11 protein-coding genes are annotated in these 13,812 nt (G+C 32.2%); 4 read left to right on the forward strand and 7 right to left on the reverse strand.

Annotation, left to right across the window (positions count from 1 at the left end; translation table 11 throughout):
* Positions 1–21: 21 nt before the first annotated feature.
* Both LPB87_RS13020 and LPB87_RS13025 read right to left on the reverse strand, forming a co-directional pair.
* Positions 22–1,050 carry a COX15/CtaA family protein gene (locus tag LPB87_RS13020; RefSeq protein WP_129539405.1) on the reverse strand — a complete coding sequence of 343 codons (1,029 nt, stop codon included), beginning with the start codon at positions 1,048–1,050 and terminating at the stop codon, positions 22–24.
* A gap of 179 nt (positions 1,051–1,229) precedes the next feature.
* Positions 1,230–2,654 (reverse strand): HD domain-containing protein, encoded by a 1,425-nt coding sequence (locus LPB87_RS13025; RefSeq protein WP_129541093.1) that lies wholly within the window; start codon positions 2,652–2,654, stop codon positions 1,230–1,232.
* A 318-nt stretch (positions 2,655–2,972) separates the two neighbouring features.
* Between LPB87_RS13025 and yaaA the strand changes: the two genes are divergently transcribed.
* Complete coding sequence (gene yaaA, locus LPB87_RS13030; RefSeq protein WP_129539406.1) at positions 2,973–3,731, forward strand: peroxide stress protein YaaA; 759 nt, start codon at positions 2,973–2,975, stop codon at positions 3,729–3,731.
* An 80-nt stretch (positions 3,732–3,811) separates the two neighbouring features.
* On the opposite strand, the gene LPB87_RS13035 is transcribed toward yaaA, so the two are convergent.
* From LPB87_RS13035 to LPB87_RS13045, 3 genes are all read right to left on the reverse strand, one after another.
* Positions 3,812–5,695, reverse strand: a complete 1,884-nt coding sequence (locus tag LPB87_RS13035) for a M1 family metallopeptidase (protein WP_230728171.1) — start codon at positions 5,693–5,695, stop codon at positions 3,812–3,814.
* Positions 5,696–5,915: 220 nt separating this feature from the next.
* Positions 5,916–7,496, reverse strand: coding sequence for an NADP-dependent glyceraldehyde-3-phosphate dehydrogenase (locus LPB87_RS13040; protein WP_129539408.1), 1,581 nt, complete (start codon positions 7,494–7,496; stop codon positions 5,916–5,918).
* 70 nt (positions 7,497–7,566) lie between these two features.
* On the reverse strand, positions 7,567–7,878 hold the full coding sequence (locus LPB87_RS13045; protein WP_129539409.1) for a rhodanese-like domain-containing protein: 312 nt from the start codon (positions 7,876–7,878) through the stop codon (positions 7,567–7,569).
* 474 nt (positions 7,879–8,352) lie between these two features.
* Between LPB87_RS13045 and LPB87_RS13050 the strand changes: the two genes are divergently transcribed.
* The 3 genes from LPB87_RS13050 to LPB87_RS13060 all read left to right on the forward strand — a co-directional run bounded on the left by LPB87_RS13050 (position 8,353) and on the right by LPB87_RS13060 (position 11,272).
* Positions 8,353–8,979: a Crp/Fnr family transcriptional regulator gene (locus LPB87_RS13050; protein ID WP_230728172.1), complete on the forward strand. Its 627-nt coding sequence runs from the start codon at positions 8,353–8,355 to the stop codon at positions 8,977–8,979.
* 264 nt (positions 8,980–9,243) lie between these two features.
* Complete coding sequence (locus LPB87_RS13055) at positions 9,244–10,029, forward strand: sulfite exporter TauE/SafE family protein (protein ID WP_230728173.1); 786 nt, start codon at positions 9,244–9,246, stop codon at positions 10,027–10,029.
* Positions 10,030–10,234: 205 nt separating this feature from the next.
* Positions 10,235–11,272: an SMI1/KNR4 family protein gene (locus LPB87_RS13060; protein ID WP_230728174.1), complete on the forward strand. Its 1,038-nt coding sequence runs from the start codon at positions 10,235–10,237 to the stop codon at positions 11,270–11,272.
* Positions 11,273–11,391: 119 nt separating this feature from the next.
* Here LPB87_RS13060 and cydB read toward each other — a convergent pair whose 3' ends face one another.
* Together cydB and LPB87_RS13070 are read right to left on the reverse strand one after the other, a co-directional pair.
* Positions 11,392–12,468: a cytochrome d ubiquinol oxidase subunit II gene (gene cydB, locus LPB87_RS13065; RefSeq protein ID WP_129539415.1), complete on the reverse strand. Its 1,077-nt coding sequence runs from the start codon at positions 12,466–12,468 to the stop codon at positions 11,392–11,394.
* 2 nt (positions 12,469–12,470) lie between these two features.
* The gene (locus tag LPB87_RS13070) at positions 12,471–13,802 is read right to left on the reverse strand and encodes a cytochrome ubiquinol oxidase subunit I (RefSeq protein ID WP_129541094.1); all 1,332 of its coding nucleotides are present in this window, start codon (positions 13,800–13,802) and stop codon (positions 12,471–12,473) included.
* Between the last annotated feature and the right edge of the window lie 10 nt (positions 13,803–13,812).

Raw genomic sequence — 13,812 nt, forward strand, 5'->3', positions numbered from 1 at the left:
ATTTACGAATAAAATTAATACTTATTTACTTAATCTGTGCAATGTATATGTCATTGCACTTAAAAGGAAAAACGCCATAATTTGGTGAATTAAACCTAATGCAAGTGGCACATGATATAAAAGTGTAAAAACACCTAAAATAAACTGCAAAAACACAAAAACAACTAATATTTTAATTCCTGTAGATTGCGTCTTATTAAGAGCAAATTGTGTGCTTTTAAAGTATAAGAAAAGAATTATAGCCACAACAACATAAGCAAATGTTCTATGTACAAACTGTACACCACTTTTACCTTCTATCAAATTTTTGATAAGTGTAGGTTGCTCAATGAAAACAGAGTCATGAATAAATTCTCCATCGCTCATTAATGGCCAATGATTGTGAATTAATCCAGCATTTAACCCAGCTACAAATCCTCCATAAATTATTTGTATCAAAAGAAAAACTAAAGCTATCCTAGCAATATTACGAAGAGTGACATTAATGGTAATTTTATTTCTCTCAGGATAAATTAAATCCAGCGCCACCCATAATGTGTAGGCAAAAGTTACAAAAGCAAAAGTTAAATGCAGTGAAAGTCTAAAATGACTTACATCTGGATTATCAATTAAGCCGCTTCGTACCATAAACCATCCCAGGAAACCTTGGAAACCACCCATTGCCAGAAGAACAATACATTTTTTTATTGTAGAACTGTCTAATTTTTTCTTGATTAAAAAATAAATAAAAGGAATAAAGAAAACCAGTCCAATGATACGTCCGATAAAACGGTGAAACCATTCCCAGAAATAAATCATTTTATAATCTGAAAGCTGAAAATCATTATGAATATTTATCTTTTGATATTCTGGAAACTTTTTATATTGCTCAAAAGCCTCATTCCACTTTGCCTCACTCATAGGTGGAAAAGTATCTGTTACCAAGTGCCAATCGGTCATTGATAATCCTGAGTTTGTTAATCGGGTAATCCCCCCTACAACAACCATTAAAAACAATAAAAAACATCCTGACAAAAGCCAAATGATTACTGATTTATTTTCTCTTTTCATTTTTTTCTTTGAGATGCAAAATTGCAAAGCTGCAAAGTTACAGAGTCTCCTATTTTGGGTTAATAAATGAACTTTTTATATTTAAGTTCTCTAATATATTTTAATTAAAGTTCTAAGGTTTTGAAACACTAAATTCTTTATTTCTTTACAAAGACTTAGTGCTGTGCGCCTTTGAATCTTTATTCCTTTGCAACTTTAACCAATCCAAGCTTTTCTCCTTTTTTCAGCATAAATTCGTATGCTGCTTCGTATTCATTTGGAATTTCACCTTCTAGAATAGCTTCTTTTATGGCTTCTTTTAGCATTCCGATTTCTTTAGAGGGCTTTAAATTATAGATTTCCATAATCTCTTCTCCAGAAATTGGTGGCTGAAATTTTCGAACATGGTCGCGTTCTTCAACCTCAACAATTTTCCTTCGTACAACTTCAAAGTTTTTATGGTATTTCTTGAATTTACCAGGATTTTTAGTTGTTATATCAGCTTCACATAAAGTCATTAAATTCTCTACATCTTCACCAGCATCAAAAACTAAACGACGCACTGCACTATCTGTCACAATATCTTGTGATAATACAATTGGTCGCGAACTCATGATAACCATTTTTTGCACAAATTTCATTTTGTTATTCAATGGCATATGCAAACGCTCAAATATCTTTTTGACCATTTTTCCACCTAAAAACTCATGCCCATGAAACGTCCAGCCTTGTTTTTTGTTAAAACGTTTCGTTGGTGCTTTTCCAATATCATGTAATAAAGCTGACCAACGCAACCAAACATCATCTGTATTTGGACAAATATTATCGACAACCTCAAGTGAATGATAAAAGTTATTTTTATGTGTATGCCCTTCTATTTCCTCTACCTGATTCAAAGCTGTTAATTCAGGTAAAATAATATCAAGAAGTCCTGTTTGGAATAATAGTAAAAAACCAATTGAAGGTTTATCTGTAGAAAGGATTTTATTTAATTCATCAACAATCCGCTCACCCGAAATGATCTTGATTCGCTCAGCATTTTTAGTAATTGATTTCAATGAATTTTCTTCAATTTCAAATCCAAGCTGATTTGCAAATCGAATAGCTCTCAACATACGTAAGGGATCATCAGAAAAAGTAATGTCTGGATCCAGAGGAGTTTTGATAATTTTATTTTCTAAATCGGTTAATCCATCAAAAGGATCTGATAAATCTCCGAAAGTATCTTTATTCAAAGATAATGCTAATGCATTTATAGTCAAATCACGACGGTTTTGGTCGTCCTGAAGCGTCCCATTCTCTACAACAGGATTACGGCTTTCAAAATGATAGGATTCTTTTCGTGCACCAACAAATTCAATTTCAGTATCTTCAAAACGCAACATTGCTGTTCCATATGTTTTAAAAACCTGTACTTTTGGTTGTTTAGGTAATAATTCTGAAACTTTTAATGCCAATTCTATTCCACTTCCTACAGCAACTATATCAATGTCTTTTTTGGAATCCCGATTTAAAAGCAAGTCTCTTACAAACCCTCCAATTACGTAACTTTCTACATTAAGTTCTTGAGAAGCTTGCGAAATAATTTCGAAGATTTTATTTTGAAGAGCCCCTTTATAATTTATTTTTTTAGCCACGAATTCTCTAATTTTTATAAAATAACAGTAAAATAATATATAGATAATTTTACCATGCGCAAATTTACAACATACTATACGCCTTTTATAATCTAAAGCACACTTTTTTTGTTTTTTAGCATTTCCAGCTATATAATTTCATTAAAAAGTAATTTTTATAAAAAAAACAGATATAAATAAAATTGTTTCTACCTGTTTTATATTCATTGATATAATAGATCTATATTAGTATCAAACAAATCAATCTATATCCGTTATTTTTTTGATTTCTATTTGTACTTTTGAGACTGTACAAAAAAGTAGAAAATGAAAATTGTTATATCGCCTGCAAAGTCTTTAAATTTCGAAAAAGAATTACCAACTTCTCAATATACTGAAGCTAGCTTACTAAAAGAAGCCAGACAAGTTCATAAAGTTTTAAAACAAAAAAATCCTTCCGAATTATCTGAATTAATGCATATTTCAGATAAATTGGCTCAACTAAACTGGGAACGTAATCAGGAATGGAAAACTCCTTTTACTCCCGAAAATGCCCGCCCAGCAATATTTACTTTTGATGGTGATGTATATACTGGCTTAGATGCTTATACAATTCCTGTAGAAAAACTAGATGTTCTACAAGATAAACTACGCATATTATCTGGCTTATATGGTATTTTAAAACCATTGGATTTAATTCAGGCTTACCGACTAGAAATGGGAACTAAATTACCCATTGGTGAAGCAAAAAACCTATATGAATATTGGAAAGAAACTGTTACAAAAACATTAAACAAAGAACTCAAAAAGGATGAGTTGTTTGTAAATCTTGCGAGTAATGAGTATTTCTCGGCTGTAGATGTTAAGGCATTAAAAGTTCCTGTAATCACTCCCGACTTTAAAGATTATAAAGATGGAAAGCTTAAAATAATTAGTTTCTTCGCCAAGAAAGCAAGAGGAATGATGGTGCGTTACATTATAGATACTGATGCCGAAACTATTGATGATTTAAAAGGTTTTAACTATGAAGGATATCATTTTGATGCAAATCTTTCAAAAGGCAATCATTTGGTTTTTACACGATAAAAACAAAGCCTATTATAAAACAAAAACCGTCTCTTTCTTTATAGAATCAGACGGTTTTTATTTATATAAATCTAAAATTATTATTTAGCTATCCATGTATTATTACTTGGTGTTGCATCTACAAAAATCCCTCCATCGACAGTAATCGATTTGATTTTTTTAGCGGCATTAAAAGTAACTTTAGCATTTTTTTGGTTAGTTTCCCATATTGCAGGTGTTTGGTGAAATGACTCTTTTGTATTGTCTGTATATATAACATTTACATCAAAAGGAATTGCAAATCCGCCTTTATTATTAATCGTTACAATAGTTTTCTTGGCTTTAGTATCTACTTTATCTAAAACAATATCAATATAGTTATTCGTAAAAAACCAATTATTAAAAAACCAGTTCAGGTTTTTCCCAGAAGCACTATTAAATGAATTAAAATAATCCCACGGAATTGGATGTTTACCGTTCCAATTATCCATATAAGCATGCAATGATTTTTTGAAAAGATCGTCACCAAGTAAATCTTTTAAAGCCAAATAAGACAATGATGATTTACTATAGGAATTATTGCTATATCCAGCACCTGAAACTTGTGTTGACATTGATATTATTGGCTGATCTTGTTCTGTAGATGGATCATTGATGTATTTATTTACTCTGAATTTTTTATAAAACTCATCTGCAGCTTCTTTGCCTCGTTGCGATATACCAATTAAATATTCGAATGTAGTAGCCCAGCCTTCATCCATAAATGCATAACGTGTTTCGTTTGTTCCCATATAAAAAGGGAAATAAGAATGTGCTACTTCATGATCCTGAACCAATTGTGCAAAAACGGGATCTCCCATTTGAGAATCGTTGCACATCATTGGGTATTCCATATCGGCAAAACCCTGAAAAGCAGTCATTTTAGAAAATGGATAAGGGATTCCTGGCCAATTATTAGAAAACCAATCTAATGCATATCTGTTATTTTTTACAGAAACAACAAAATCAGTTCCTTTTATATCATAAGCGGCCTGAACACTTGCACGGCGATTTGTTTTATTATCTACAACAACACTACTTGCATCCCATAAATAATGATCGCTTAATCCAATACAAACATCTGAAATGTTTTTAGCTTCAAATTTCCAAATATTCCAATCGTTCTGCTTAGTAACGATACCACTTGTCATTTCTTGCTCATTTGCTATATGCAAAATAGCATCAGTAATATATGATTGCTTTAATCGTGCTGAAAATTCTGGTTGTAAAACCTCATCTGGGTTCAATAAATCTCCTGTTCCATAAACCACATAATTTTTAGGTGCCTTTACAGAATATACATAATCATTGAAATCATTATAAAACTCTTGGCGGTCTGTATGTGGCAACATATCCCATCCGTTATAATCATCTAAAACTGTAACACGTGGATAACTATAAGCTACAAAGAATGTTGTGTTATCTATTTGTCCTTCTCTTCCACTTTCTTTAGATAATGGATAATACCAATCAATGTTAATTGTGATTTTAGAATGTGGAAGCATTGCTTTATTCATTTTTACACGCCCTATTGTTTCCCAACTTCTACCATCTTCTTTATAACTTTCGCCTTCAATTTTTAAAGATGTAATCGTTAATCCATCGCTCAAAAAATCATCACTAACATTTCCTCCTCTTGGTGAAGAGGGCTTATGAAGATTATTTACAAATCGAATTGGTAAATATCTTAACGTATCGTTACTATTGTTTTCATAAATAATAGTTTCTGTTCCGCTTACAATTTTAGTATCTGGATTAACAGTCAAATCTATCGTGTATTTACCATGATTCTGCCAATAGTTTTTCCCAGGTTTCCCATCCATAGACCGGGTTCCCTTTGCATAGGCTTCTTTTATATTTCTTGGCATATATAATTCTTGAGCAAAACTATATTGCGCTATGCATAGAGATGCAAATAATAACAATTGAGATATTTTTCTTTTCATAATTGGTAATTGGTTTTAATAATTATAAATCGCATTCTTAATATTAGTTCTGAATGTGATTACATTGTTACAACTATTCATCAAATTTATCCTCTTATTTTATATTTCTATCCAAATGAACAACTTGATCACACAAACAGAATCACTTACTAAATTAAACAAAAAAACCGCCTTATTCCCAAAAGGGTCAAGACGGCTTTTAAACATTAAAAAATAGCTACTACAAGATATAATCGGTATTTATAAAATTCGATTCTTTACTATTTAATAATTCTTGCAAAATGGCATTATTGTAATCATTATCTTTTGATGCTACGAAGGTTCTAATAGAGAACGAACGCAGTGCATCGTGAATACTTAAGGTTCCTACAGCCGAATCTTTACGACCTGTAAACGGGAAAACATCTGGCCCTCTTTGGCAAGAACTATTCAGGTTTACTCTGCATACTAAATTTACCAATGTATCAATAAGTGGTGCAATCGTTTTGATGTCTTTACCAAACAAACTCACTTGTTGTCCGTAATTTGACTCAGCCATATCGTTTAAAGGTTCTTGAATATCCTTAAAAGTTAAGATTGGTACAACTGGTCCAAATTGTTCTTCGTGATATACACGCATTTTTTTATTTATAGGAAATAAAACAGCAGGGAATATATAATTCTCTGTATGCAATCCTCCTTTTTCATTAATTATTTTTGCTCCCTTATGTGTTGCGTCATGAATTAATTCCTGTATATAATGTGGTTTTTCTGGCTCTGGAAGTGGCGTCAGTGAAACCGATTTATCCCACGGATTCCCAAAAACCAAAGCATCTACTTTTGCTGCAAAGCGTTTATTAAATTCTTCAGCTATAGATTCGTGTACATATAAAATCTTCAAGGCTGTACAACGTTGTCCGTTAAACGACAATGTTCCTGTTATACATTCCTGAATTGCCAAATCTAAATCGGCATCAGGTAAAATTATCGCAGGATTTTTGGCTTCTAGTCCTAATACTAAACGTAGTCTGTTTTTATTCGGATGTTGATCCTGCAATGCAATAGCCGATTTACTATTTCCGATTAAAGCCAGAATATCAACTTTACCAGATTTCATAATTGGCGATGCCACCTCTCTGCCCCTACCATATACAATATTGATTACTCCTTTTGGGAAACTGCTTCTAAAAGCTTCTAATAAAGGTGACAACAATAAAACACCATGCTTTGCTGGTTTAAAGATTACAGGATTCCCCATAATCAATGCCGGAATAAGTAATGAGAATGTTTCATTTAATGGGTAATTATAAGGTCCAAGACACAATACAACTCCTAATGGTCCTCTTCGCACCATGGCATTTATACCTTGTACTTTAGAGAAACTTGCTCCACGTGTATTTAACTCTTTATAACTTTCGATAGTATCGTAAATATACTCTACCGTTCTATCAAATTCTTTCTCAGAATCTCCTAATGATTTTCCGATTTCCCACATCAATAGTTTCACAACTTCGGCACGGGTAGTTTTCATTTGAGAAACAAAATTCTCCATGCATTTTATTCGATCCACAACTTTCATTGTAGGCCATAAACCTTGTCCTTTGTTGTAAGCTTCAGTTGCTGACTCAACAACTTCCATAGCTTCGTGTTCTCCCATAAAAGGAATAGATCCCAATAAGGTTGGTGTATATTTTTCTGTAGAAGAAATTGTAGAAAATACAGGTGTGGTTTGCCCTTTCCATTTTTTTAATTCTCCATTTACAAGATAGGTATCCTGTACCAATGGAGTATTTATTTGGTATTCCTCTGGTATAAAATTCATTATTTGGTTATTTTAGTTTTTGGTTATTAGTTTTTATAAAACAAAAAAGAGGCACGCGCCTCTTTTTTGTTTATGGTGTTACAGTATCTCCTTCCCAGGCCAGTATCCCTCCTAATAAATTGTAGGCGTTATCAAACCCCATTTCATTCATTATTTGACATGCTTTAGCACTTCTGGCTCCAGAACGGCAATACACATAATAGTTTTTATTTTTATCTAATTCTTCTAGCTCATATATAAAAGCCTGTCCTTTATTGATATCAATATTAAGAGCATTCTCTATATAGCCATCATTATATTCGTCTTCAGTTCTTACATCAAGTATAACTGCATTTTCGTCAGCTTCAAATTGAGCTACCCAATCTTCTTGTGATAAATTCATGATATCGTATTTTTAGGTAAAATTACAACGTTTTTAGCAAACAATAAACCCTGTATTTGCAAATTATATTATAATTCATAGAAAACGTTTTAGCAAACATATAATAATCAATGAATTCTAGCTTCTACAAATTATTTTCAAAAATATAGTCTACAAAACCCATAGAAAATAGGATATTATTATTTGCAAAAATTGGCTGTTAAACATAATCTTCATCTAATTAATACCATAATAATCGGCTATATTTGTAATAAATTATAGTTTTAAAAGTCAATTTCATAAAAAAATACAAATCAAGTTTCATGAATCAAAACAAATTAATTAGTGAAATTTGTGGCAAAAAAAATAAAATCTCAATATATAGAGTTTTTAAAATTTCACCATTAAGAGGTTAAGCTTCATTAAGCAGTAGTCTTAATTTTTCTTAATATCTTAATGGTAAAAAACTCTTCTTAGTGTTTAAAAAATCAACTCATGCAAAACCCTTTAAAAAATATTTTTCCAAATTTCTCTAATGAATTAATTTCAGCTATCGAAGACAATGCTACTATGCAGGATTCAGAAGCTGGAACAATTTTAATGCGAACTGGACAATACATAAAAAATACCGTTTTAATAACTAAAGGTAAAATCAAAATATATCGTGAAGGCGAAGATGGCGGTGAGTTTTTTATGTACTACTTACAACCAGGTCAAGCTTGTGCTATATCTATGATTTGTGCTACCAAAAGCGAAAAAAGTCAAATTATGGCTAAAGTAGTCGAAGATGTTTCAGTAGTCATGATTCCGCTAAACTTAATGGATAAATGGATGATGGAACACAGAAGCTGGTACGAGTTTGTAATAGAAACATACAGAAACCGATTTGAAGAAGTTCTAGAAGTTGTAGATAGTATCGCTTTTCGATCTATGGATGAACGCTTAGAATTTTATCTCAAGCGCCATAAAGATTCTTGTGGCTGTAACGAATTAAAAGCATCTCATCAGGAAATTGCTACTGAACTAAATACATCAAGAGAAGTAATCTCACGCTTATTAAAAAAAATGGAACAACGCGGTTTGGTAAAACTGAACCGAAACCAAATTGAACTTTTGAAATAAGTTTATTTGCCACAGATTAAAAGATTTTTAATGATTATTTTTTTAGCAAAAATGGGCTCGCTAAATCTAAATTAACGCAATTGAAAGCTAGAGTAGATTCAAATAAAAAGAAGTTTTACGTCTTTGCTCCATCTCTTGCAAAATCAAACAACAAAAATCCTTTTAATCTGTGAAATCTGTGGCTAAATAATAAAACTTCTTATGTGATAAATGTTACTGTGCCTTACATTTTAAGAAACAACCTTTGTATCAAAACAAACATCAATGGAATATTTAGGTTATTTTGCTTCAATTATCATAGGAATATCATTAGGCTTAATTGGCGGTGGAGGATCTATACTTACTATTCCAATTTTAGTTTATTTGTTCAAGATAAATCCAGGGCAAGCAACTACCTATTCTTTATTTATTGTTGGTTTAACAGCTTTATTTGGGAGTTACAGCCATTATAAAATGGGAAATCTCAAACTAAAATCGGCACTTTATTTTGCTATCCCATCCGTTATTTCCATATTGATTATACGAGAAGTAATCTTCCCTCATATCGCAGCAACATTATTTTCTATTGCTTCCTATACTGTTTCTAAGGATTTTTTAATCATGTTGATTTTTTCGATATTAATGATAACAGCGGCCATCTCGATGATTCGAAAAAACAAACCAGAACTAAAAAATAACACAACAAATTACACCCAACTAAGCTTAATTGGATTTATAGTTGGAATTGTAACTGGTTTTCTAGGTGCTGGTGGAGGTTTTTTAATCATTCCTGCCTTAATATTCTTTGCTAATCTACCGATGAAGCAAGCCGTAGGAACTTCACTGCTTATTATTTTCATAAATTCTTCTATTGGTTTTGGAGGAGATTTATATATCGGAACTCCCGTAGATTATACCTTCCTATTAGAAATTTCTGGTATTGCACTTTTAGGGATGCTCATAGGAACACAACTTTCCAAAAGAATTGATGGTGCTAAATTGAAACCAATCTTTGGTTGGTTTGTACTTGTAATGGGATTTTATATTATTACTAAAGAAGTCTTCTTTTAAGAATTAGCTCCAAGTCGATAGTTTTTTTTTAGTTTTACTTGTTGAGTAGTCTTTGTCAAAGTTTTAAACTTTGACAAAGATGAAAAACGCCCTTTTTCAGGCCTATATTTAGAAATGCGTATTAAAAAAATCGTTGAATAAAAGTAAGGTTAAGGAAACTTTTTTCAGTACATTTAACTTGATACTGATATTACGAATCAACCTTATGGCTAAAACAATCACACAATTCGAAGAAAGTTTATTTACAGAAGATGATGGAAGTAAATTCTCTAAAATAAAAGACAAACTAATAAAAAGCTTCTCTTCTACAGATAGAGAGAAAGTTATCGAAATTTTCATCCAATATTCTAAAAATGGCAAAATGCTACATTGGAGGAATTTCTTACTAACTGATATTATTGACCTTATAAAAAAAGACGAAACAAATTATATTGACTTCTTTGAATTTACAATTACAAAACCCGAACTCACTTATTGGGGAATCGATGGACTTATAAAAACAAAAGGAGCAAAAGCATATGAACCGCTCATTGAGTTAGCTCAAAACGAAAGCTTACCAACTGAAGTTCGCGCAAAAGCGATCAAAAGTATTGCAATTCATAGTAACCAGCCATTTGACCGTGATCTACCAAAAGACCCTGGTTATTGGAAAATTGAAGATTTTAGAATCAATGAATTATTAGATTGGCAAAATAGAGAATACAAACAAGGGGCTGGTTATAGCAAACCGAAGATTCATCCGACGTTAAAAAATCCGAAAACAGAGTTAGAAAAAGCAGTTTCTAAACTAGATGCCAAATTAGAAATAGAAAGAAGTAAGCAACAAGATTTATCAAATCCTTCAGATTGGCTTGCTATTGCTGACGAAAGCAGAATTGCTGCCATAGAACAAAAATGGAAACTACCCGAAAATTATCTGTTATTTCTTAAAAACTATTCTCCAATCAACGTGTTTATTGACGATGAAAAATTCTTTCAAGGATTGAATTTATATGGCGCAGATGATTTAATCAAATCTCAAAATGGCTATTCATTTAACTCAATGACATCTGAAATTCTTAGTGATTGGCCACCCAATTATATTGTAATTGCCGATGCTGGCGCTGACCCATATTGCATTGACATCGCGGCTATCACAAACAACGATGCGCCAATTTACACAAGTATGCATGGAAATGGAGAATGGGAATTCGAAAAATACTCCGATTCATTTGTTGATTTTTTAAAAGACATCGTAGAATAATGCCTTCAATATTCTTTAAATCCTTTAATCTGTGCAATAAAACAAATAGCCACCGATTAAAACCGATGGCTATTTACATAAACTGATAAATCAATTCGTTAATTCGTGACTAAAAACCCTTAATGCTCCCCATACCCAATATCGTCCATTTTACCACTGAACACTTTATACTGAATTACGAAATACACAATTACCAATGCCAAAGCGATAAAAAACCAACTCATCCCTACAGATAACCCATATTCATGAGCTGCTGCATTGTAAATCGTTAAAGAAGGATTGACATTATTTGTTGATGGCAATACATTCGGGAAAATTGAAACTGCAGTTGAAGCAAATCCTCCTACAAGAAACAGTGTTGAGAATACAAATCCAGAACCATCTTTTTTATAGGTGCGTACTTTAAACAATCCAATAATTCCAATAAAAGTAATCAAAGGGAATACCCATAAAATCGGCGTTTCAATAAAATTATGAAATGGTTTTGGCTCAATAAAATGCCAGATTTGCAAGGATATAAAAACCAAAATCAGCAATACGATATTAAGTTTAAAAACTACATTTTTAAGTTTTTCATTTAATGAAGAATTGGTTTTAAAGATAATCCAATTAGCTCCATGAATCGTAAGCGCAACTACGCTCACAATTCCAAGAAATAGAGTAAACCAATCAATAATTCCTAATTCATTGGCTTGCGGACTAAAGGTAGGATTCCACAACGGCAAAAAGAAGAAATGAGCTTCCTGAGTAGAAACTCCATTTACAACCATACCTAGATTTACACCTCGAACAATATTACCTAAAGCGATTCCAAAGAATAAAGCTAGTAATAAGCTCGCAATTCCGAATGCTTTATCCCAAACTACTTCCCACATGGGGTGATGAATTTGTCCTCGCATTTCGAGTCCTATTGCTCTAAAAATAAGCAACCACAAAATCATAATCAATGGCAAATAAAACCCACTGAATGAAGAAGCATATAATATCGGAAAAGCAAAAAACAAAACTCCTCCTGCAGCAATAATCCATACTTCATTAGCATCCCAAAAAGGGCCAATTGCATTGGTTATTGCTTTTTTATCTTTTTCTGTTTTAGCAAAAAATAAATGAATAATTCCTGCTCCAAAATCATAACCATCTAATACAATGTACACGGCTAGAATTCCCATTAAAACTACGTACCAAAAAAATTCCATAATTATATTTTTTCTGTGTGAGGTCCTTTATTGATGATTTTTCCAACCAAAAGCAAAAACAACATGCCCAATAAAAGATATAATCCTATAAATCCTAACAATGTAAACAATGTATTCCCTGAGGAAACTGTTGGAGAGCCACCTTCGGCAGTACGCAATAAATTATAAACCAACCAAGGCTGACGCCCCAATTCGGCTGTATACCATCCTGCAGTATTAGCGATATATGGAAACGGAAGCATAAAAAGCAGCGACCATAAAATCCATTTGGTTTCGAATAATTTTTTCCTGCAAAGCTGAAAAACAGCAAAAGCCATCAATCCAATAAATATTGTTCCCAATCCTACCATAATATGATAGGCATAATACAATCCAGAGATATTAGTTGGGTGAACACTTTCATCAAACTGATCTAATCCTTTAATTTCTTCATGCCAACTTCCGTAAGTTAAGAAACTCAAAATATTAGGTACAGCTATTTTATTATCTAATTTTTTATCTTTTACATCAGGCTGGCCTATAAGAACAATTTCAGATCCTTTTTTCTCAGTATGAAAAATTCCTTCCATAGCTGCAAAAGTTACAGGCTGGTATTTTACAACATTTTTCGCTAATAAATCACCCGTTGGAACTGCTACAATTACACAAGAGATCAATCCGAAAACAACACCCGTCTTTAAAAATAGCTTCCCATAATCAAGATTCTTTTTACTTAAAACATAAAAAGCTCCAATTCCAGAAACAACAAATGAACTCGTAACCATAGATGCGGCTTGATTATGCAAATAAGAAGGCCACAACCAAGGATTAAGAAATAAGGCTTTAAAATTGGTTAATACAAACCTTCCGTTTTCAAGAATTTCATATCCTACTGGATTTTGCATCCAGGAATGTGTCGCAATAATTAAATAGCCACTTGCCCACGAACCAATACATATAAGTAATCCAGTGACAAAATGCCATTTATGTCCGAGAAGTTTTTCTCCAAATAAAAATATCCCAAGAAATGATGATTCTAAGAAAAAGGAAAACATCCCTTCCATGGCAAGAGTCTGTCCAATAATTCCGCCTGTTAATTCCGAAAACTTAGCCCAATTGGTTCCAAACTGAAATTCCATTGGTATTCCCGTAACCACACCCATTGCAAAATTCAATGCAAAGATTCTCATCCAAAAATGAGTTGCGTGATTGTATTGTTCGTTTTTTGTTCGAAGGTATTTCCATTTAAAATATACAATGATTAATGAAAGTCCCATTGTAAGTTGCGGAAAGAGGTAGTGAAAAGTTATTGTAAATGCAAACTGCATTCGGTCATAAAAAAGCATTTCTTCCATACTAGCGTAT

This window comes from Flavobacterium sp. EDS, assembly GCF_020991525.1.
In the GTDB taxonomy this organism is placed as follows: Bacteria; Bacteroidota; Bacteroidia; order Flavobacteriales; family Flavobacteriaceae; genus Flavobacterium.